The organism is Flavobacterium sp. FG19, assembly GCF_057809475.1.
In genome coordinates, this window is sequence record NZ_JBMDKA010000015.1 from 24634 (window position 1) to 45194 (window position 20561).

18 protein-coding genes are annotated in these 20561 nt (G+C 36.1%); 12 read left to right on the forward strand and 6 right to left on the reverse strand.

From position 1 onward, the window contains the following. Positions 1–14: 14 nt before the first annotated feature. Together porZ and gdhA are read right to left on the reverse strand one after the other, a co-directional pair. Positions 15–2297: a type IX secretion system anionic LPS delivery protein PorZ gene (gene porZ / locus ACODST_RS15625; RefSeq protein ID WP_488933031.1), complete on the reverse strand. Its 2283-nt coding sequence runs from the start codon at positions 2295–2297 to the stop codon at positions 15–17. A 127-nt stretch (positions 2298–2424) separates the two neighbouring features. Further along, positions 2425–3768 (reverse strand): NADP-specific glutamate dehydrogenase, encoded by a 1344-nt coding sequence (gdhA, locus tag ACODST_RS15630; protein WP_488933032.1) that lies wholly within the window; start codon positions 3766–3768, stop codon positions 2425–2427. Positions 3769–4093: 325 nt separating this feature from the next. Here gdhA and ACODST_RS15635 point away from each other — a divergent pair, with 325 nt between their 5' ends. Then, on the forward strand, positions 4094–4888 hold the full coding sequence (locus ACODST_RS15635) for a THC0290_0291 family protein (RefSeq protein ID WP_488933033.1): 795 nt from the start codon (positions 4094–4096) through the stop codon (positions 4886–4888). A 79-nt stretch (positions 4889–4967) separates the two neighbouring features. On the opposite strand, the gene ACODST_RS15640 is transcribed toward ACODST_RS15635, so the two are convergent. Continuing rightward, entirely contained in the window at positions 4968–6110 is a 1143-nt protein-coding gene (locus tag ACODST_RS15640) for a cystathionine gamma-synthase (protein WP_488933034.1), read from the reverse strand. Between the two features lie 104 nt (positions 6111–6214). Between ACODST_RS15640 and ACODST_RS15645 the strand changes: the two genes are divergently transcribed. The 3 genes from ACODST_RS15645 (at position 6215) to ACODST_RS15655 (ending at position 7831) form a co-directional block, all read left to right on the forward strand. After that, positions 6215–6958: a DUF3298 and DUF4163 domain-containing protein gene (locus ACODST_RS15645; RefSeq protein ID WP_488933035.1), complete on the forward strand. Its 744-nt coding sequence runs from the start codon at positions 6215–6217 to the stop codon at positions 6956–6958. 76 nt (positions 6959–7034) lie between these two features. Beyond that, positions 7035–7511, forward strand: coding sequence for a DUF6932 family protein (locus ACODST_RS15650; RefSeq protein ID WP_488933036.1), 477 nt, complete (start codon positions 7035–7037; stop codon positions 7509–7511). Between the two features lie 11 nt (positions 7512–7522). Beyond that, positions 7523–7831: a hypothetical protein gene (locus ACODST_RS15655; RefSeq protein WP_488933037.1), complete on the forward strand. Its 309-nt coding sequence runs from the start codon at positions 7523–7525 to the stop codon at positions 7829–7831. Between the two features lie 8 nt (positions 7832–7839). Here the strand turns inward: ACODST_RS15655 and ACODST_RS15660 are convergent, their stop codons facing one another. From ACODST_RS15660 to ACODST_RS15670, 3 genes are all read right to left on the reverse strand, one after another. Next, complete coding sequence (locus tag ACODST_RS15660; RefSeq protein WP_488933038.1) at positions 7840–8985, reverse strand: ATP-binding protein; 1146 nt, start codon at positions 8983–8985, stop codon at positions 7840–7842. 107 nt (positions 8986–9092) lie between these two features. Then, the gene (locus ACODST_RS15665; protein WP_488933039.1) at positions 9093–9848 is read right to left on the reverse strand and encodes an SDR family NAD(P)-dependent oxidoreductase; all 756 of its coding nucleotides are present in this window, start codon (positions 9846–9848) and stop codon (positions 9093–9095) included. A gap of 137 nt (positions 9849–9985) precedes the next feature. Continuing rightward, positions 9986–10858: an aldo/keto reductase gene (locus ACODST_RS15670; RefSeq protein ID WP_488933040.1), complete on the reverse strand. Its 873-nt coding sequence runs from the start codon at positions 10856–10858 to the stop codon at positions 9986–9988. A gap of 213 nt (positions 10859–11071) precedes the next feature. On the opposite strand from ACODST_RS15670, the gene ACODST_RS15675 reads away from it, so the two are divergent. The 8 genes from ACODST_RS15675 (at position 11072) to ACODST_RS15710 (ending at position 20458) form a co-directional block, all read left to right on the forward strand. After that, positions 11072–12076 carry an AAA family ATPase gene (locus ACODST_RS15675; protein WP_488933041.1) on the forward strand — a complete coding sequence of 335 codons (1005 nt, stop codon included), beginning with the start codon at positions 11072–11074 and terminating at the stop codon, positions 12074–12076. 80 nt (positions 12077–12156) lie between these two features. Continuing rightward, positions 12157–13020, forward strand: coding sequence for a DUF58 domain-containing protein (locus ACODST_RS15680; RefSeq protein ID WP_488933042.1), 864 nt, complete (start codon positions 12157–12159; stop codon positions 13018–13020). Positions 13021–13175: 155 nt separating this feature from the next. After that, positions 13176–14810, forward strand: a complete 1635-nt coding sequence (locus tag ACODST_RS15685) for a hypothetical protein (protein WP_488933043.1) — start codon at positions 13176–13178, stop codon at positions 14808–14810. Beyond that, entirely contained in the window at positions 14810–15814 is a 1005-nt protein-coding gene (locus tag ACODST_RS15690; RefSeq protein ID WP_488933044.1) for a vWA domain-containing protein, read from the forward strand. Before ACODST_RS15685 ends, ACODST_RS15690 begins: the two co-directional genes overlap by 1 nt. Before the next feature lie 153 nt (positions 15815–15967). Then, positions 15968–17002 carry a vWA domain-containing protein gene (locus ACODST_RS15695; RefSeq protein ID WP_488933045.1) on the forward strand — a complete coding sequence of 345 codons (1035 nt, stop codon included), beginning with the start codon at positions 15968–15970 and terminating at the stop codon, positions 17000–17002. Between the two features lie 42 nt (positions 17003–17044). Next, on the forward strand, positions 17045–17809 hold the full coding sequence (locus tag ACODST_RS15700) for a tetratricopeptide repeat protein (protein ID WP_488933046.1): 765 nt from the start codon (positions 17045–17047) through the stop codon (positions 17807–17809). A gap of 85 nt (positions 17810–17894) precedes the next feature. Continuing rightward, positions 17895–19652, forward strand: a complete 1758-nt coding sequence (locus ACODST_RS15705) for a BatD family protein (RefSeq protein WP_488933047.1) — start codon at positions 17895–17897, stop codon at positions 19650–19652. A 59-nt stretch (positions 19653–19711) separates the two neighbouring features. Next, positions 19712–20458, forward strand: coding sequence for a tetratricopeptide repeat protein (locus ACODST_RS15710; RefSeq protein ID WP_488933048.1), 747 nt, complete (start codon positions 19712–19714; stop codon positions 20456–20458). Positions 20459–20561 lie beyond the last annotated feature (103 nt).

Genomic DNA, 20561 nt, shown 5'->3' on the forward strand with positions numbered 1-20561 from the left:
TGAACACTTAATTACTAACGTATAATCATGACTTTTTTCACTTTGGTTTCACCTCCGTCCTGCGCCGAAATAAAAACCATATAAACACCTGAAGCCACTTTGTATTTCCCAAAAGCGGTCGTATCCCATTCTATTGTTCCTCCCTCAGATGTCGTTTCGTAAACCAGATTTCCTTCAATGTCTGTAATTTTAACATTGGCTTTATCGATCAGTCCCGCTACTTTCACGGTTCCCGAATAATTTGGTCTTACAGGATTAGGATATACATATACATTACTTAAATCTTCATTGGCTCCGGTCGCAATTCCTTTAAAAGAAATCATTCCCTTGCTGGTCGCTATAAAGACTTCTCCCGTTACACTATTAATTTTAATATCATTAACTGTATTGCTTGGCAAAGGCGAATTATTAATCGTAAAATGATATTTTGTTTCCTGTCCGTTTGGCGATACCATAAAAACACCCGAGTCTACTGTACCGATCCATTTATTATTGGCACCGTCTACTACAATAGAAGTAATAAACTGTTCATACATTAATTCCTGTGCTACATTATCTTCCATGATAATAACAGGATTCGCCTTTAGCTGACTGTCGTTTTGGAAATTATTGACACTTGACAAAACCCTCAGTCCTTTTGTTGTTCCAATCCAAAGCTGGTTTTTAGTATCTAACGCAACTGTCCTTACATCGACAGATGGCAGATTACCGGTATCTGTTCCTGTTGTTATCTTTTTGAAGGTATTACTGCTTTCATTAAAACCAATTACACCTTCTCTACTAGTTGAAATCCATTTTACATTATTTTTATCAATAACAATACCCGCATAGCTAACATCTTCGGGATTGCTTAAAATTTTACTTATCTCGTAAGTCTGCCACTGTCCGTTAGTTTTAAAAACCTTCAGACCGTTTTTAATACGGCTGTTGGTCACCCAGAGATTTCCTGTTTTATCAAAAGCGGCTCCGTTTACACGAACATCAATATAGTTTGGTCCTTCATACGTAAGAGACTCCAGTCCGCTGTTTTTTTCATTATATAAAAAATTAGGAACATCATCTTCTATTTTCAATAAACCAGAGAAAAAAGAACTGGCATACACCTGTTTTTCATTACCCGGATTAATAAGAACCCTTGTAATCGACTTTGCATCATAAACTTCTGAATACGGGATATTTAGCCAAATCGAGTTATTAAGTTTACTTATACCATAGCTGTCAAGGTTATAAGGATTGTAATTAATATCATAATCTCCGTAAACTGCCCAAAGCATATTGGGAGACACATCTAATGAAAAAATATTGTTACGGGAAGGACCTGCCGGAGTACTATTTTCGAAGGCACTCATCGACGAAAGTGACGATGAAAAAATTCCATTTTCTTTCGTTCCTACATACAACTGATCGCCCACTGCCGAAGCACATGAAAAACTCAGATTAACAACCGGAATCTGCGAACTGCTGATTTCCCTGTTCAGCACCATTTGATTGTTATAAATATATACAGAACCTGAAGTTGTAATAAACAAATTATGATTTACCGCCCGCAAATCAACTGCAGCCTGCGGAAGCTGTAAAAAACCCGCAAAGTTTACATTATTATAACGATGCACATATCCGGCTGAATTAACCGAAACCAGCTCTGTATCCAGAGTCGTAATACCGGACCAGTTTCCGGAATTTACAACAGCCCACTGACTAAAATCAATCAAATTGGCATTTGTAATATCTGCCCTTCTGATACCACTCGCAGTTGCAGCAAAAATAAAACCGTTATAAAAAGCAGTCTGCCTGACATTGATCTCAGCACCATTGTCGCCAATAAAATAAGTGTCGCCAAATTGTGAAGCAGCCAAATTAAACTGCACGATTCCAAAATCGCAGGAAACATATAAAAAACCATTATGTTCCATAAAATGGTTGATCTTTTTCAAACTGGCCGATAACTGCTTATTTACAATATCCACTTTCTTCACTATACTGCCGTCTGATTCATTAATTAAAATCATCAGACCGTTTTCATAACCCACAATCGTTTTTCTCACCGCTTCACTGTGATATATGGCAGAAATAGTCTGTCCGGAAAGCCCGTCGATCGTTGTTGTCGTTTTTACACTGCCGGCAATTGCATTTTTTGAGAACAACGCATTTTCTGAAGCCGCAAAAACCGCAGCAGAAGATTCTGAAATGTCTTTTATTTCATTATAGGAAAAATAGCCCTGCCAGGACAATTGCCCCTGTGCAAAACCTATTTGAAAAAGTATTACAAATAAACCGCAGAGAAAATTTTTTATCATTTTTACTTTATTCAGACAGACAAATATACTACAAACGGCACTATTTACTTTTTGTTCTGCTGTAAATAAAAAAATGCTCCCGATTTGTCTTCAGACAAATGAGAGCATTTTTCAATTGTAATTAATCTTATACTACACCCTGAGCAAGCATGGCATCGGCCACTTTAACAAATCCGGCAATATTAGCTCCTTTTACATAGTTAACATATCCGTCTTCTTCAGCGCCATATTTCTTACACTGATTGTGAATTCCAATCATAATTTCTTTTAATCTCAAATCTACCTCTTCACTGGTCCAGTTTAAACGAATAGAGTTTTGAGTCATCTCTAATCCTGAAGCTGCAACACCACCGGCATTTGCTGCTTTTCCTGGCGCAAACAATACTTTATTATCCAGGAATAATTTAATTGCATCTAAAGTTGAAGGCATGTTCGCTGCTTCGGTTACACATAAAACACCATTGTCAATTAGTTTTCTGGCATCATCTCCGTTCAGCTCATTTTGGGTAGCACATGGAATAGCAATATCTACTTTTACTTCCCAGGGACTTTTTCCTTTATGAAAAACAGCATTTGGATATTTCTCTAAATATCTTTCTGCTCTGTTATCACCGCTTGCTCTCATTTCAAGCATATGGTCTACTTTTTCTCCGGAAATTCCTTCTTCATCATAAATATAACCGTCAGGTCCGGAAATGGTAACCAATTTACCGCCTAACTCATTTATTTTTAGTGCTACTCCCCAGGCCACATTTCCAAATCCTGAAATAGCGACTCTTTTACCTTTAATTTCATGACCGATAGTGCGAAGCATCTGATCCGTAAAATACACAACTCCGTAACCTGTAGCTTCCGGTCTGATTAAAGATCCTCCATAAGCAAGTCCTTTTCCGGTTAAAACTCCGGTAAACTCATTTCTGATTCTTTTGTACTGGCCGAATAAGTACCCGATTTCTCTGGCCCCAACACCAATATCTCCGGCAGGAACATCCAGATCCGGCCCAATATGACGACACAATTCAGTCATGAAAGACTGGCAGAAACGCATAATCTCACCATCTGATTTTCCTTCAGGATCAAAATCGGAACCTCCTTTACCTCCGCCCATTGGCAGGGTTGTTAAACTATTTTTGAAAACCTGTTCGAAAGCCAGGAATTTTAAAACAGACAGGTTTACGGTATGATGAAATCGGATTCCGCCTTTGTATGGCCCGATTGCTGAATTCATCTGAATTCTAAAACCTCTGTTTACAATTATTTCCCCTTTATCATCAACCCACGGAACTCTGAAAATTATAGATCTTTCCGGCTCAGCTATTCTTAAAAGTAGATTTTTTCCATCGTATTTTTTTCTTTCAGCGATAAACGGAATTACTGTTTCCGCAAATTCTCTTACAGCTTGAAGGAATTCTGGCTCATTTGGATTTTTTGACTCAACCAGAGCCATAAATTCATTTATTTTTTGTTCCATCTTTTAAAAATAAATTATCAAATAATAATTTTAAACTTAATCAATTAAATAAGAAAATACGTTTTAAGAAAACGTTTTCGTTAAGACAGGCAAAGATACATCAAAATGATGATCGTTTGTTATTTTTTTTCGTTTTTGAGAAAGAATTGTGTTATTTCTAAACAAACTTTAAAAAGCAATTTTACACCTCCGAAATTACGTCTTTTCATTACTGTTAAAGTCAGAAAATTAAGTGTTTTGTTATTAATTTTTTAATAGAAGTATTTAATATTTTGTTTGGACTATGTTTTTTATATATTTGCCAATATTTTGAAAGCCCTAGAAGATGTTTAAACACCTATATTTCACGATTTTCGCCTTATTTGGTATATGCACAACCGCCAGCGCTCAGTATGGCCTTGCACAAGAGGTAGGAATTATATTCGGACCTGTAACTTTCCAGTCAGATTTTGGAGAAAGACATAACTTTGATACCAACATTGGAAACACAGGATTTGGTGTTGGAATCGTCCATTTTATCAACTTTTCTGCCAATAACAACCGAGAAAGCTTTTTTTCAGAGCATTTTAAAGTGAGATCTGAATTGTCTTTCAATACGACTACACTTAATCATTTTGGTGATTACCTTAAAACAGCAAAAAATCAGCAGGCTGTTTCGCAGTTAAAGGCAATGCGTGGAAAATCTACCCTGCTTAATCTGGGAGCACAGCTGGAATTTTCTCCTTTTATGAAAATCCATGATTTTGAAAATACGATCGGCGGATTCAGTCCATATGTAAGTTTAGGTTTTTTAGCAACTTATTATTCTTCCAAAGTGAGCTCTCAAATGGGACAGCTGGGAACTCCGGATACTACATTTCCAAAATACTTAACGCCGTCAGACGGGCATCAGTATGGTTTTTCAAGTGAAACCGGTGTGGCTCTGGCTGCTACTGCTGGTGTTGGTTTTCATTACAAATTAACCACTATGAGCGATTTAATGTTTGAAACCCGTTTTCAGGCTTTCAGCTCTGACTGGATTGACGGATTAAATCCTAACAAAGATCTTTATAAAGAAAACAAATCTAACGACTGGCAGGTTTGGTTTAACGTAGGATATATTTATTACTTAGAGTATTAAAAATAAAATTCCAAATAAAAAAATCCCAAATTCCAAAGTATTAAAAATTGGAATTTGGGATTTTTTATATTCTTAACTTTTAAGCCAGAGCCTGTTCTAAATCGGCTATCAGATCCTCTGCATCTTCAATTCCAACGCTTAATCGTACTAAATCATCGGTAATTCCCACTTCTGCACGTTTATCTGCCGGAATCGAAGCATGGGTCATTAAAGCCGGATGATTGGCCAGCGATTCTACACCTCCTAAAGATTCTGCCAGGGTAAATACTTTTAATTTTTCAAGAAATGCAACAGAGTCTTCTTTTTTACCTGATTTAAAGGTAAAAGAAACCATTCCTCCAAAAGCTTTCATTTGTTTTTTAGCTATTTCATGAAAAGGGTGATTTTCTAAACCTGGGTAATACACCGTTTTAATTTTTGGATGACTGCTTAAATACGCTACCACTTTTTCTCCATTTTCACAATGTCTCTGTACTCTTAAAGCAAGTGTTTTAATTCCTCTTAAAACCAAAAAACTGTCCATTGGTCCTAAAGTGGCTCCGGTAGCAAACTGCTGGAAATGCAGCTGTTCTCCCAGTGCTTCATCTTTTACTATTAAAGCTCCTGCAATAACATCAGAATGCCCTCCTAAATATTTAGTAGCCGAATGCATCACAATATCAGCTCCTAAATCAAGCGGTTTCTGCAGGTAAGGCGTCGCAAAAGTATTATCGACAGCAAACCAAATTTTATGTTCTTTCGTAATTTTTGCCACTTCTGCAATATCAGCAAGTTTCATTAACGGGTTTGTTGGTGTTTCAACCCAGACCAGTTTGGTATTTTCATTAATCAGTGACTTCAGTTTGGCAAGATCTGTCATATCAACAAAATGAAATTTGATTCCCGAATCTTTATAAATTCTGGAAAACATGCGATACGTACCACCATATAAATCATCCATGGCAATTACTTCATCACCGGCTTTAAACGATCTCAAAATACAGTCAGTAGCCGCTAAACCAGATGAAAAAGCAAGTCCTCTTGTTCCGTTTTCAATACTTGCCAAAGCTTCTTCCAAAGCGGTACGTGTTGGGTTCGAAGCCCTGCTGTATTCATAATCAGCCAGAGGTTTTCCGGGACTTGTCTGAATAAAAGTTGACGTTTGATATACCGGAGGCATTACGGCGCCTGTACTTGGATCATGATGCTGGCCACCATGTATTACTTTTGTATTGAATTTCATATAGTTATAATTTTAAAATCTTTAATTCTCCCACAAATTTACCGTTTAATTTATTTTATCGGGATACAAGTTCTTACCTTTGTAGATAATTAACACTTTTTGATATGAAAAATTACATATTTATAATCTTCTTGTGTTTGATTTTGACAAGTTGCAGCAAAGAGCTTTCATTTGAAAATGAAACGTTTGAAGAAAAGTCTACTATTCCGTGCAAAAATGATTGCCCGAAAATCACTATAGAAGTTCCAATCGCTAAAAATAGTCCTGTTGTCGCAGACAGTATCAACAAGAAAGTTTTTGCGGTTATAAAAGAGATTATTTATTTTGGAGAAGATTCCGTTAAAGTTAATGACTACCAATCATTATCGAAGTCTTTTATTGCCTCTTTTGAAGAAATGCAGAAAAAGTTCCCTATGGATACTTTTGGCTGGGAAGGAAAAATCACAGGAAACGTTGAATATGAATCTGACCAGATTATAAACATCAAAATTGATCATTATACTTTTACCGGCGGAGCCCATGGATATCAGGGCTACAGATCTTTATTATTTGATAAAAAAACCGGAAAGATTCTTTTTAATGAGGATTTGTTTAAAAATGAAAAAGAATTTAAGGCTTTCGCCGAAAAAGAATTCAGGCTTCAATACCATATTCCCGCAAAAGCCAACATAAATGCAACCGGATTAATGTTTGAAAACGATCAGTTTCAGCTGCCTCAAAATATTTTTTATACGCGTCAGGGGTTACTTTTATATTACAACTCTTATGAAGCTGCCTCCTATGCCGACGGACCGAAAGAAATTGTATTTCCTTACGATAAAATAATAAGCTTTTTAAATTACAGATAATAAAACTTATGAAATTATACTAATTTTACTACAATTAAATCGTTTGTAAATTTTTAGTTTTTTATATTGTTCTCTTATGCTGACATTCAACCATTCAGGACTATTAGTTCCTGACAATAAAATTACATCTACTATTCAAGAACTTGAAAACGAATTTGTATCAAAAATTCCTTCATTAAAAAGAAAAGAAATTTTCGAATCCTATATTAAATATAATGAGGATCTCAAAAAAGTATGTAATTTAGATGAGCTTCATCAATGGATAAATGGTTCATATGTTACTCAAAAAATAAATCCCGGAGATATTGATTTAGTTACATTTCTGGACCACGCCATTGTTTTAAAATTGGGCTCAAAATTGAATGCTTTTACATACCCAAACTCTGAAATCGTGTACGGGGTCGATGCTTATATCATCGAAGTTTATCCGGAAAGTCATCCTGATAATTTTAGATATATAAGTGACAAAGCATACTGGCTGGATCGATTTACAAAGACAAGAAGAATTAGAGGAAACAGGTTATCAAAAGGCTTTTTAGAAATAAAATCGTAACTCATATAAAAATGAAAGACAACAAACTATATCATATTCTGGATTTAATCGAAGAGATTAATAAAGTTGACAAAATGATTTTTTTACATGAGAATTCAACTTCAGATTTAATGCTGAATCAATACAAAAATCAAAAATTAAAACTAAGTAATTATCTCGTCAAAGAGCTCCTGACTAATAGTGACAACAGAACTGAAGTCATGTACATCATAAAATTATTTATTGAAAAATTCTACGCTAATGAAATCAATCATTTAAAATTTGACGAAAATGATAATTTAAAGAAAATTGAGAATGTTTTTATTGAGAACTACAGTTAGAGCACAAACTATTGCACATCATACTTCATCTTTCTTAAAATTCTCAATGCCTCTTTAAATGACAAATAAACAGCACTGAATGGTTTTAAAAGAAGTTTGGCATCAATTAATTTTTGTCTGGCATCCTCAAAACCGTTTAAATAACAAATCATAAAAGTGGAAGGCAGGTTCCCGAGGTCTTTTAATTCCCGTTCCGACAAAGAAATTCCTTTCTGTAGTTTTTGAAGCAGTGTTATATTAGAATTATAAATATGATACAGCATTTTACGATTGAACTCAGGCGGCTGAAAAAGCATCTGACGGTCAATTTTATAATAGCCGTTATCAAAAAAATGAATTGTCTGCTCTTCTAGAGGATAATAACTCGTTTTATCGTTCAATCCTAACGGAACATATTCTGTAATTGTAAAACTATCCTCATTATACACAATTGTGACCACATCCTGAGCGGAGTAAAAAAGTTTAACCTGCTCATTGATCAGCTCAATATCTACACGGGATAAAAAGGTCTTGTCACGGGATTTTTTAGGAACCCCGGCCCAGCAGATCACAAAAAGTTCCTTAAAAACATAATATTTGGGCGACATGTCTTTATGCCTGAAATTCATAAAATCGATTACGCCGTCAAGGGTATACTGAATACTGTTTCTGGAACTATTTTCGATTCCGATTACAGTTTCTGTATTTTGATAATTCTTTTCAATTTCTTCTTGTTCTTCTACCGGAATAGAATTACTGCCTCGGCGCATAAAAATACTATTGGATATTATGGTATGAATTCCTTTTTTAAAATAAGAAATCCGGGTTTTAGGTTTAATTGTTACTAAACCTACTACTTTATCCTTGGGAAGGTTGGGAAACGGGACGTTCTCATATTGTATTTTAGGAGGGTTTTCTAAAAAAGCATTGACCAGATTCTGAATTCGGCTGTCGTCAAAAAAATCATCACCTACTATTTCGTTATCCTGATCTTCAACGCCAACCACGATATACGAATTATTGGCCGGATTGGAATTGGAAAGTGCACAGATATGTTTTAAAAACTTCGCTTTCCCTTCTCTTGAATGAAGATTAAGCTGCCTTTTTTTATCATAAAAGCTGCTCTCGTCATTATGAGCAAGCAGGTTCTTAATTAAAAGGCGTTTATTAATCATGTCGATTTTGTTTTGCCACGAATTGCACTAATTCGTACTAATTTAATTTACTAAAACTTAAAATTAAAAAAAAGACGCACTACTGTGCGTCTCTACATTCGATTTATTTAAATATTTTTCTTGACAATAGTCGAAGAAGCCTGCGCCGTGCTCATTACTACTAAATCGGCAATATTAACATGATAAGGCCTTGAAATCACAAAATGAATAATATCGGCAATATCTTCTGCCTGCAGCGGCTCAAATCCTTTATAGACATTCGAAGCTCTTTCGACATCGCCTTTAAAACGAACTTCACTGAATTCTGTTGCTACCATACCGGGATGAATTGCCCCAACTCTGATTCCAAATGGATTTAGATCAATCCGCATTCCGGCTGTAATAGCATCCACGGCATGTTTCGTACCGCAGTATACATTTCCGTTTGGATACACTTCTTTTGCTGCCGTAGAACCAATATTAATAATATGTCCAGACTGCTTAGCCGTCATTTTTGGAATTACGGCTTTTGAAACATATAAAAGTCCTTTTACATTAATATCAATCATGGCATCCCAATCGTCTAAATCTCCTGTCTGAACAGGATCCAAACCATGTGCATTTCCGGCATTATTGATCAGAATATCGATATCTGAAAAGTCAGCCGGTAAAGTCCCTATTTTCTCCAGAACATCATTTTTATCACGAACATCAAAAGAAAGAGAATGTACTTCGGTAAAAACAGAAAGTTCTTTTTCTAACTCTTCTAAACGTTCTTTACGTCTTCCGCAAAGAATTACTTTATAATTGTTTTTTGCCAGAATCTGCGCAGCTGCTTTTCCAATTCCACTTGTGGCACCAGTAATTAAAACTGTTTTTTTCATTTTATTTTTTTCATTTTGCCACAGATTAAAAGGATTTAAATGATTTTCTAAATCTGTGAAAATCCATTTAATCTGTGGCTCCTATTTTTCAATCGCATTTAACTGAATACTAAAAACTGTAAACTGAACACTAAAAATTAAGGTACATCGTCCCCCATGCTTTCGGTCCAGATCGCAAACCAGTCCTCTTTGTCCATTTCCAGTTCAACCGCTTTAACCAAAGACTGAATTCTGGCCACATTTACCGTTCCGGCAATCGGAATAACATTCGCCGGGTGTTTTAAGATCCAGGCCAGTAAAAGGGTATCCGCACCCAGATGGTATTTTTCGAGTAAAGTCGAAAACAACTTTTTTAAACGGCGTGTTTTTTTAGTATCTTCTCTGAAAACAGTCCCCAACGGATTCCATGATAACGGACGGATTCCGTTAGTCTGCATATAATCAAGACTTCCGTCCGTCATCGCTTCATAATGTGTTGCCGAAAACTGCACCTGATTATAACTTACTTCTGTTTTCTGGCGAATCAGTTCGGTTTGGGAACTTGTAAAATTCGAAAGTCCGAAATCTAAAATTTTTCCTTCCCCTTTTAATTTCTCAACCGCTTCGGCAATTTCATCAGCCTGCATTAACGGACTTGGTCTGTGCAGTAAAAAAACATCTACATAATCTGTTTTAAGTTTCTTTAAAGACTCTTCCACAGATCCAATAATATACTCCTTCGAATAATCGTAATGTTTGATTGTATTATTGCGGCCTGGCGTAACCAGCTGAATACCGCATTTGGTGATTAATTGTAATTTTTCACGCGAAATTTTACTGGCTTTAAAGGCCTTACCAAAATCGGCCTCTGTTGTATAATCTCCGTAAATATCGGCGTGATCAAAAGTTGTGATTTTGTTTTCGATACAAACCTGTATCATATTTTCCATTTCTTTTGGTGTAAGGTTTTTATCCCATACTCCCCAATTCATAGTACCCGAAATGATAGGCGATAATGCTGTTTTGCTCATGGTAATATTGAGTTATTTTTGGTAATAAATATGCTTTTGAAAAACATATTCATCAAAGTTCTTAAAAATATAAAAATAGATTCACAATTCGTCCTTAAAATTAGGTGTTTGGTCGAAGTTTTAACCATTCTTTAACATCTTACTTCTCAAAAAATATTCAATTTGCACTCTCAAAAATTAGGCGTACCAATCAAGGTTTTTAAAAATATTTATATGGAAGAAAATACAACGACTTTAGACATTAGAGCGATAAATGAAAAAATTGAGAGAGAAAGTGCTTTTATAGACCTTCTTACAATGGAAATGAACAAAGTTATTGTGGGCCAGAAACACATGGTCGAGCGTCTGTTAATCGGTCTTTTGGGTCAGGGACATATTTTACTGGAAGGAGTTCCGGGTCTGGCTAAAACTTTAGCGATTAATACTTTGTCTCAGGCAGTTCAGGGGTCTTTCAGCCGTATCCAGTTTACTCCGGATTTACTTCCTGCCGATGTTATCGGAACCATGATTTACAACATTAAGGCAAACGAATTCTCTATTAAAAAAGGGCCTATTTTTGCCAACTTCGTACTGGCCGATGAGATTAACCGTGCTCCTGCAAAAGTACAGTCTGCACTTTTAGAGGCGATGCAGGAAAAACAAGTTACTATTGGCGATACTACTTTCAAACTTGATCGTCCGTTTTTAGTATTAGCCACTCAAAACCCTGTTGAGCAGGAAGGAACATACCAGCTTCCTGAAGCACAGGTTGACCGTTTCATGCTGAAAACCGTAATTGACTACCCAAAAATTGACGAAGAGCGTTTTGTAATCCGTCAGAACTTAAAAGGAACTTTCGAAAAAGTAAACCCTGTAGTTTCGGTAGATCAGATTTTACGTGCACAGGAAGCTGTTCGTGAAGTTTATATGGATGAAAAAATCGAAAAATATATCCTGGATATCATCTTTGCTACCCGTTATCCGGAAAAATACAAATTAGCCGATTTAAAACCGCTTATCAGTTTTGGTGCCTCTCCACGTGGAAGTATTAACTTAGCCAATGCTGCTAAATGTTACGCTTTCATCAAACGCCGCGGTTATGTAATTCCAGAAGATGTTCGTGCGGTTGTACATGATGTATTACGTCACAGAGTTGGAATAACTTATGAAGCGGAGGCCGAAAACATTACTTCTGTAGACATTATCAACAAAATCGTAAACGAGATTGAAGTACCTTAAAAATTTGTTTCAAGTTTCAGGTTTCAAGTTGTTGCAAGACTAACTTGAAACTTTTAAACTTTAAACTTTAAACAAATAAAATGGATACAAAAGAGCTTTTAAAAAAAGTACGGAAAATAGAAATCAAAACCAAAAGACTGAGCAATCATATCTTTTCGGGAGAATATCATTCTTCCTTTAAAGGCCGCGGGATGACTTTCAGTGAGGTACGCCAGTACCAGTATGGCGATGATATTCGTAATATCGACTGGAATGTAACGGCACGTTATAATGAAGCCCACGTAAAAGTTTTCGAAGAAGAACGCGAACTCACCATGGTATTAATGGTAGATATTTCGGGTTCTGAAGGTTTTGGTTCCAAAAGCCAGTTTAAAAAAGATATTGTAACGGAAATCGCCGCAACAATGGCTTTTTCGGCTACACAAAACAACGATAAAATCGGTCTGATTTTATTCTCTGACAATGTTGAATTGTATATTCCGCCTAAAAAGGGAAGATCGCATGTTTTAAGAATTATTCGCGAACTGATCGAATTTGAACCTAAGAGCCATAAAACAGATGTTTCCGAAGCTTTAAAATTCTTATCAGGAACCCAGAAAAAGAAAGCCATTATTTTTATGATTTCCGATTTCATGTCTGAAAACTACGAGCATAATTTAAAAATTGCTTCCAAAAAACATGATATTACCGGAATCCGGGTTTACGATATTCGTGAAGAAAAAATCCCCAATCTGGGCATGGTCTCCATGCTGGATGCCGAAACCGGCAAAGTTCAGCTTGTAGATACCGGATCTAAAACCGTAAGGCTGAATTACGAAAAACACTATCAGGAACGACTGAATTATTTTAAAGAAACTTTCAGCAAATCAGGAGCCGGTGTTGTTCATACAAGAGTAGATGAAAGTTATGTGACCAAATTACTGGGATATTTTAAATCAAGATAAACATAATTTTAAATTACACAGTCTTAAAGCGGAAAGGAAGGATTTATGAAATCGAATAATTTATAATTACATTGTCCAAATAAAATCAGCTTAAATCTGTATCATTCCTTTTTTAAGCCATTGTTTTAGAGCAACATCTGAAATCACAAATCATAATGAAATTAAAGTTTTACATATTTTTATTTTTGCTTACCTCACTTGTTTCTGCCCAGCAAAAACAGGTGGAAACCAGTATTGATACTACAAAAAATAAAATTGGGGCCGAATTTAAACTGACCCTTAAAACAGTGGTAAGTGCCAGTTCAAAAGTTGTTTTTCCAAAACAGAAAAAATTTGGACCACTTGAAGTAATTCAATCCTATCCTATAGATACCGTTAAAAAAGATGGTAATTATGAGTTAATCAAAAAATATGGATTAACGCAGTTTGATTCCGGAAGATATGTGATTCCGGCAGTTAAAATTCTGATTGACAAGAAACCGTATTTATCTGACTCTATTGCTGTAGAAGTAGCTAATGTAAAAGTAGACACCTTACAGCAGAAAATGTACGATATTAAAGATATTACCGCCGCCGATGACAGCGTGGGCGACTGGTGGAAATACATTCTGGCATTGGTTGTTATACTGGCTGTGGGTGCTGCTGTTTACTGGTTTATCCTAAAAAAACAGAAGAAAAAAATTGAAGAAGAAGTTTATAAAACACCTATTGAAAAAGCAACCAGCCTGTTAAACAATCTGGAGCAGAAAGAGCTGGTTCAAAAAGGAGAAATCAAAGAATATTATAGTGAACTTACTGATATTGCCCGAAATTATATTGAAGAAGCCATTCATATTCCCGCAATGGAAAGTACGACTTCTGAATTAATCCAGGCTATCAGAACTGCTTCGACTAAAAAGAAAATGACGCTGACACCGGAAACGGTTGAGAACCTGGAACGGGTTTTACGTCAGGCCGATTTGGTGAAATTTGCTAAATCGAAACCGCTGGAATTTGAAATTACAGAAGACCGTAATAAAATCCAAAGAGTAATTTTAACACTTGATAATGCTATTCCTACTGAAGTTCCGGCCGAAGCGGAAGATCAGTTATTAAATGAGGCCCAAAAGCAAAAACAAATTCAGCTTCAGTTAAAAAAACAACGTAACAAACGAATTGCCATTACAGTGGGTTCCGTTCTGTTTTTAGTATTAGGAACATTAACTTTTTTCATTGCTACAAAAGGTTTTGCGTACGTTAAAGATAATCTTATCGGTCATCCTTCTAAAGAATTATTAGAAGGCGAATGGGTAAAAAGTGAATACGGAAATCCAGGCATCCTGATAGAAACACCAAAAGTACTTAAGCGAATAGATGCTTCAAAAGCACTTCCAAAGGAAACAATGGCTTTAATTAAAGAAATGCAGCTTTTTGTGTACGGAAGTATGATTGACAACTTTTACGTTGCCGTATCAACAACCAAATTTAAAAATCCAACGGATATTGATTTATCAAAAGCTTTAGAAGGAAGTTTAAAAGTAATTGAATTACAAGGCGGACAAAATATCATTGTAAAACAGGAAGATTTCCAGACCAATCAGGGAATTCAGGGAATTAAAGGTTACGGAACGATGAGTGTTCTCAACCCGGCTACCAAAACAAGTACAAAAGCGTATTACGAAATCCTGCTTTTCAAACAGGAACAAGGTTTACAGCAAATCATCATACAGCACGAAGAAGGTGATACCTATGCTAATGATATTACAACCCGAATTTTAAATTCTGTTGAACTTAAAAAAGCAAGCAACTAATGAATAATCAGATCACTTTTTTAAATCCGGAATTCTTTTGGTTGTTTCTGCTAATTCCAATCGCTATCGCCTGGTTTTTCTGGAAAAGAAACCAGCAGTCGGCCACATTAAAAATAAGTTCAACGGCAGGTTTTAAGAACAGCGAATCATTACTGACCAAACTAAAACCTTGTTTGTATGTTTTCAGGATTATCGCTTTAAGTTCTTTAATTATTGCCCTGGCAAGACCCAGAACAGTAGACATCAGCAACCAGACCAAAACAACAAAAGGAATTGATATTGTCATGGCTATTGACGTTTCGGGAAGTATGCTGGCCAAAGATTTAAAGCCAAACCGTATGGAAGCTTTAAAAAGGGTCGCTGCTGATTTTGTTGAGGAAAGACCAAATGACAGAATTGGTTTAGTGCTGTATGCTTCTGAAGCGTATACCAAAACCCCGGTTACCAGTGACAAACCTATTATACTGGAAGCCATCAAAGACATTCGATATGATAATGTTTTACAGGACGGAACCGGAATTGGAATGGGACTGGCAACGGCTGTAAACCGCCTTAAAGACAGTAAAGCCAAAAGCCGTGTTATTATTCTGCTTACCGATGGTGTTAACAATGCCGGATTTATAGAACCGGAAACAGCTGCCGACATTGCTAAACAATACGGAATCAAAGTATACACCATTGGTCTTGGAAGCAACGGGATGGCAGAATCTCCATATGCTTATGCTCCAAACGGACAGCTTATGTTTAAAATGCAGAAAGTAGAGATTGATGAAAGATTAATGAAGAGCATTGCCCGCAAAACAGACGGAACGTATTTCAGAGCGACAAGCAATGACAGGCTGGCCGAGATATACAACTCCATCAACAAGTTAGAAACAACAGAAATCCAGGAATTAAAATTCTACGATTACGACGAAAAATACAGAAATTTTGTTTTACTGGCGGCCTTTTTACTGTTGCTTGAAGTGGGTTTACGAAATACGGTTTACAGAAGCTTCATTTAATTTTGAAAAAATTAAAAATTTCCAAAAATAAAATAACAAATAACAAATTGGAATTTGGAATTTTTAGAATTGGGGCTTAAAACAAGTTTGAAATTTGGACCCGGGTGACAGCGAACAGGTGAAGCAATTTCAATATTGGAATTTAAAAATTATATGGAATTAGACGAAAAAAAATATTTATACCTCCTGATACTACTCCCGATAGTGGTGTGTATTTTCTTTTTCAACATGTATTGGAAAAGAAAAAAACAACGTGAATTTGGTGATTTGGAAATGGTAAAAAAACTGAGCCCTGAACGATCTGTTTTTAAACCGGTTTTAAAATTATCCCTGTTTGTTCTGGCACTTGCCTTTTTGATTATCGGACTGGTAAATCCAAAAATCGGAACCAAGATGGAAACCGTAAAACGCGAAGGTATTGATATTGTTTTTGCCGTAGACGTTTCAAAAAGTATGCTGGCGGAAGATGTGGCACCAAGCCGTCTTGAAAAAAGCAAACAGCTGGTTTCACAGATTATTAATTCTCTCGGAAGCGACCGTATTGGAATTGTAGCCTATGCAGGAAGTGCGTTTCCGGTACTGCCGATTACATCTGATTATAGTGTAGCCAAAATGTTCCTGCAGAATATGAGCCCGGATATGGTTTCGTCGCAGGGAACGTCTCTGGATGAAGCCATCACCCTATCTGCAAAATATTTTGACGAAAAAAGCAAAACGAGTAAACTGCTTATTTTAATTTCCGATGGGGAAGATCATTCTGAAGGAGCCTCTATTGCTGCCGAAGAAGCCAACAAAATTGGAATGAAGATTATTACTATAGGAGTTGGAACAGAAAAAGGAGGCACTATTCCGTTAAAAGAAAACGGCATAGTGAGAAGCTATCAAAAAGATCATGACGGACAGACTGTTATTACCAAATTAAACCAGGAAGGATTAAAAACCATTGCAAAAGCCACCAAAGGAGGTTATGTTTACGGCGGTAATACCAAAGAAGTTCTGGAATACATCAAAAATGCCCTGAACAATATTCAAAAAACCGAATTTGAATCGACTCAAATGGCCGATTATCAATCACAATTTCAGTGGTTCATCGGTTTTGGATTTTTATTGTTATTCATCGATATTTTCCTTTTGGAAAGAAAAACAAACTGGATTAAAGAGTTGAATTTATTTAACGAAAAGAAATAAAGATTCCGCTTAAAATTCGGAACAAAAAATAAAAAAATCAGAATGAAAAATTTACTTCTTTATATTTTACTAACACTTTCTTTTGCAGTTGCTGCTCAGGAAAAAGACAAGACATTGCCTGGTGCGAATGAAGAATATAAGCAGAATAAATTTACGGATGCAGAAGCAGGTTACAGAATCTCGGCATCAAAATTTCCTAAGCATGCTGCCGGCTCGTACAATCTGGGAAACTCGATTTACCGACAAAACCAGCCCTCTGAAGCAAAGTATGCTTATGCCAATGCCATAAAAAATGCCCGCACAAGACCAGAAAAGCATAAAGCCTATCACAATCTTGGAAACGTTTTTATGAAAGAAAAAGAGTATTCTCAGGCAGTTGAAGCTTATAAAGAAGCACTGCGTAACGATCCGACAGATGAGGAAACACGTTACAACTATGCTTATGCCAAACAAAAATTAAAAGAGAATCCTCCGAAAAACGATCAAAATAAAGACAAGAATAAAGACAAGGACAAGGATAAAAACAAAGATAAAGATAAGGACAAAGATAAAAATAACGACAAGGATAAGGACAAAGACAAAAAAGACGACAAAGGCGATAAAGATAAAAAAGATGGTAAAAATGATCCGAAGAAAGACGATAAGTCCAATAACAACGGAGAACCTAAACCAATGCCCGGCGGAATTTCAAAAGAACGCGTACAGAACCTTCTGGATGCTGTAAATAACGAAGAAAAGAAAATCCAGGATAAAGTAAACGCTCAAAAAGTTAAACCAAATACAAAAAAACCGGAGAAAGACTGGTAAAATAAGTTGAATCGTTTAATCGTTAATTATATATTACACGAATAAACGATTCGGCAGTTAAACAAACAACGATTTTAAACAAGTAATGAAAAGATATTTAATTCTATTACTATTCACTTTTCAGGGACTTATGGCCCAGGTTCAGTTTGAAGCCAAAGTAAGTAAAAACACACTTGGACTTAATGAAAGGCTTCGTATTGATTTTATCATGAATGTCGATGGCGATAATTTTGACCAGCCGTCATTTGAAGGTTTTGAAGTAGTGGCCGGACCAAGTCAGCAGATCAGTCAGTCCTGGATAAACGGGCGCAGTTCTTTTCAGAAAATATACTCCTACATACTACAGCCGGAGAAAAAAGGAAACCTGTTGATCAAACAGGCTGCGATAGAATATAATGGTCAGATTTACAAAACGTCTCCCATAAAAGTAACGGTTACCAATGCTGTTGCACAGGAAAGAGATCCAAATGACAGACAGCAGCAAGGCGGCAGCGGCGGCGGAAATGAACTATTGCAGTTAGCTGCAGAAATTTCCAAAACCAGCCCGTACCTGAACGAACCGATTACGGTAGTGTATAAATTGTACTTTAACGGAATTGGAGTTACCGGTTTTAAAGAACTTGCCAAACCTAAATACAATGATTTCTGGAACCAGAATATCGACATCAAACAACTGGCTATTGAAGAAGGCAGTTATCAGGGGCAAAGGGCTTATTACGTCGTTTTAAAGAAAACCATCTTATATCCGCAAAAATCAGGCAGATTAACCATTGAACCGCTTTCATTGGATATTGGCGTTCAGCTGCCAAGTAACCGACGTAATATGTTTGGCCAGATGATTCCGCTGGACGATAACAAAATTGTTTCGGCAGGAGCCAAAACCATTAACGTACGCCCACTTCCGGAAAGTGGAAAACCGGAAGGATTTACAGGAGCCGTTGGGAAATTTAATTTTACCGTTACCCCGTCAAGAACAACACTTAAAAGTGGTGAAAGTCTTGATTTAGTAGTAAGTACTGCAGGAAATGGAAACCTGAAACTGTTTACCCTTCCAAAACCTGTGGTTCCTAATGCATTGGAAATGTACGATCCCGTGCATGATGAAAAAGTGACCACTTCATTATCAGGAATGTCAGGTAAAATTACAGACAAGTATACGATCATTCCGCAATACAAAGGAAAATATGCTATTAAACCCATGTCATTTTCTTATTTTGACTTGAGTACCGGTTCCTATAAAACGATAACTTCCCAGGAAATTATGATTGATGTTTTAGACGGGCCGACTTTAGCAGAAGCAAACCCTTCAACAGCTTCAAAAAATGTGATTACCAAAACAGAACAGTTTAAATATATTAAACCAAAAACGACTTTGGTAAGTATTACTAAAGATGACTTTTACGGTTCTGATTTGTATTATGCATTATTATTATTCCCATTCGCCATCATTCCAATTATAATTTTAGCGAAGAAGAAAAAAGAAGCTATTGACAGCGATGTAACCGGAAACCGAATCAGAATGAACAATAAGCTGGCGAAGAAATACCTGTCGCAGGCTAAAAAACAGCTTAATAACAAAGAGGCATTTTATATTGCACTTGAAAAAGCCATGCATAATTTCTTAAAAGCCAAACTGCATATTGAAACTTCAGAAATGAGTAAAGACAATATCCGTGAACTGCTTTTATCCCGAAATGCTAATGCTGAAACTGTTCAGAATTTTATTAATCTGACCGAAAACTGTGAGTTCGCCCGTTATGCCCCGGCATCAAGTGCTTCGATTCAGCAGGATTATGATAAAGCTGTTTTGATTATTTCTGAATTAGAAAAACAAATCGTTTAGTTTTTAACTTAAAATCAAACCCGGCGGTTTTTAAAACCATTCGGGTTGAACAAATGATAATGAAAAATATACTATATCTCTTTTTACTAATTTCGCAGGTTTTCTTTGCCCAGGGACGCTTTGAAAAAGGAAATGCCCTGTACCAAAAGGGACAATATCAGGAAGCGGTGAATGTGTATGAAAACATCATTAAAGAAGACAAACAGCAGTCGGCTGAATTGTATTTTAACCTCGCGAACTGTTATTACAAACTCAATAAAGTAGCTCCGGCTATTTACAATTATGAAAAAGCCCTGGTATTAAAACCAAACGATCAAGAAACCTTAAACAACTTAAAGTTCGCTAAAAAGCTGACAATCGATGAAATCAAGGAAGTACCAAAAGTAGGTTTTGCCAAGCTGATCCAGAATTTTACAGGTATTTTTAATTACAATCAATGGGCTAAAATTTCGGTTGGAATTGCCTTTTTGTTTCTATTGAGTTTTATTGGTTACTATTTTTCACAGCTTACCTTAACCAAAAGAATTTATTTCATTGGAATGTTTATTTTTTTAGTGGCATTGGTATTAAGCGTTTCAGCCGGAATGTCTGAAAAAAACCATTTTGACAACGACCGTCCTGCCATTGTATTTTCTGAACTAAGCGAAGTTAGAAGTGAACCTCAAAAAGCAGGCTCCCCTATTTTCTTATTACATGAAGGAGCAAAAGTTTACGTAATGGAAACTGTAGGGAACTGGAAAAAAATAGAACTGACAGACGGGACAGAAGGCTGGATTGATGCCTCGACCATCAAAGAAGTAAAGTAGTTTTTTAGAATATTCAATATTAAAAATCCCAAATTCCAGTTATTAACTTTGGAATTTGGGATTTTTAATATTTCCGGATTTAGACCATTTGTGATATAAAAAT

Bases quoted from the DNA above. Each gene is read 5' to 3' on its own strand.
- ACODST_RS15700 (WP_488933046.1), top strand. From the start codon at position 17,045: ATGAAAAATTTACTTCTTTATATTTTACTAACACTTTCTTTTGCAGTT.
- ACODST_RS15695 (WP_488933045.1), top strand. From the start codon at position 15,968: ATGGAATTAGACGAAAAAAAATATTTATACCTCCTGATACTACTCCCG.
- ACODST_RS15665 (WP_488933039.1), bottom strand. From the start codon at position 9,848: ATGAAAAAAACAGTTTTAATTACTGGTGCCACAAGTGGAATTGGAAAA.
- ACODST_RS15685 (WP_488933043.1), top strand. From the start codon at position 13,176: ATGAAATTAAAGTTTTACATATTTTTATTTTTGCTTACCTCACTTGTT.
- porZ (WP_488933031.1), bottom strand. From the start codon at position 2,297: ATGATAAAAAATTTTCTCTGCGGTTTATTTGTAATACTTTTTCAAATA.
- ACODST_RS15660 (WP_488933038.1), bottom strand. From the start codon at position 8,985: ATGATTAATAAACGCCTTTTAATTAAGAACCTGCTTGCTCATAATGAC.
- ACODST_RS15640 (WP_488933034.1), bottom strand. From the start codon at position 6,110: ATGAAATTCAATACAAAAGTAATACATGGTGGCCAGCATCATGATCCA.
- ACODST_RS15705 (WP_488933047.1), top strand. From the start codon at position 17,895: ATGAAAAGATATTTAATTCTATTACTATTCACTTTTCAGGGACTTATG.
- ACODST_RS15670 (WP_488933040.1), bottom strand. From the start codon at position 10,858: ATGAGCAAAACAGCATTATCGCCTATCATTTCGGGTACTATGAATTGG.
- ACODST_RS15680 (WP_488933042.1), top strand. From the start codon at position 12,157: ATGGATACAAAAGAGCTTTTAAAAAAAGTACGGAAAATAGAAATCAAA.
- ACODST_RS15650 (WP_488933036.1), top strand. From the start codon at position 7,035: ATGCTGACATTCAACCATTCAGGACTATTAGTTCCTGACAATAAAATT.
- ACODST_RS15645 (WP_488933035.1), top strand. From the start codon at position 6,215: ATGAAAAATTACATATTTATAATCTTCTTGTGTTTGATTTTGACAAGT.
- gdhA (WP_488933032.1), bottom strand. From the start codon at position 3,768: ATGGAACAAAAAATAAATGAATTTATGGCTCTGGTTGAGTCAAAAAAT.
- ACODST_RS15710 (WP_488933048.1), top strand. From the start codon at position 19,712: ATGAAAAATATACTATATCTCTTTTTACTAATTTCGCAGGTTTTCTTT.
- ACODST_RS15690 (WP_488933044.1), top strand. From the start codon at position 14,810: ATGAATAATCAGATCACTTTTTTAAATCCGGAATTCTTTTGGTTGTTT.
- ACODST_RS15655 (WP_488933037.1), top strand. From the start codon at position 7,523: ATGAAAGACAACAAACTATATCATATTCTGGATTTAATCGAAGAGATT.
- ACODST_RS15675 (WP_488933041.1), top strand. From the start codon at position 11,072: ATGGAAGAAAATACAACGACTTTAGACATTAGAGCGATAAATGAAAAA.
- ACODST_RS15635 (WP_488933033.1), top strand. From the start codon at position 4,094: ATGTTTAAACACCTATATTTCACGATTTTCGCCTTATTTGGTATATGC.